At 70.3% G+C, this 789-nt stretch carries 1 protein-coding gene; it reads left to right on the plus strand.

The window, feature by feature from the left end; genetic code table 11:
* Positions 1–789 (plus strand): condensation domain-containing protein (locus tag ACLEQD_RS44605; RefSeq protein WP_410391954.1); only part of this gene is annotated, 789 nt, incomplete at both ends.

The raw sequence follows: 789 nt of genomic DNA on the forward strand, positions 1-789 counted from the left end.
CTGCCCCTCAACGCCAACGGCAAGGTGGACCGCAAGGCCCTGCCGGAGCCTGGAAACACGCCCCAAGGCTCCGTCTTCGTCGCGCCGCGCACCACCACCGAGAAGCAACTGGCTGCCCTCTTCGCCGAGGTCCTCCGCGTGGAGCGCATCGGCGTGCGAGACGACTTCTTCGCCATGGGAGGCCACTCCCTGCTGGCCACCCAGCTCGTCTCCCGCGTGCGAGCCACGTTCGACGTAGAGCTGCCGCTGCGAGCCCTCTTCGAAGCCCCTACCGTCGAAGCGCTCGCGCCGAAGCTCGCGGGCGCGCAGTCCTCCGCGCTTCGTGCTCCGCCCCTGCGGCCCTCGCCGCGCGAGGGCGTCATTCCGCTGTCCTTCGCCCAGCAGCGCCTCTGGCTGTTGGATCAACTCCAGCCCGGCGACATCTCCTACAACATCCCCACCGCCCTGCGGCTGACGGGGCAGGTGGACATGGAGGCCCTGCGCCACGCCTTCGAGGCGCTGGTGGAGCGCCACGAATCGCTGCGCACCACGCTCTTCGCCGAGCACGAAGAACCGTCGCAATGCATCCAGTCGCCCTCCGGCTGGCAGCTGCCCCTCATCGACCTGACCGCCCTCCCCGAGTCGCAGCGCGAGGAGGAGGCGCAGCGCGCGGCGGCCACGGAGGCACGGCGTCCCTTCCACCTCACCACGGGTCCGCTGCTGCGCAGCACGCTGGTGCGGCTGGGACAGGACTCGCACCTGCTGCTGGTGACGATGCACCACATCGTCTCCGACGGCTGGTCCATGGGC

It is taken from the genome of Corallococcus sp. 4LFB, assembly GCF_046520365.1.
Lineage (GTDB): Bacteria > Myxococcota > Myxococcia > Myxococcales > Myxococcaceae > Corallococcus > Corallococcus caeni.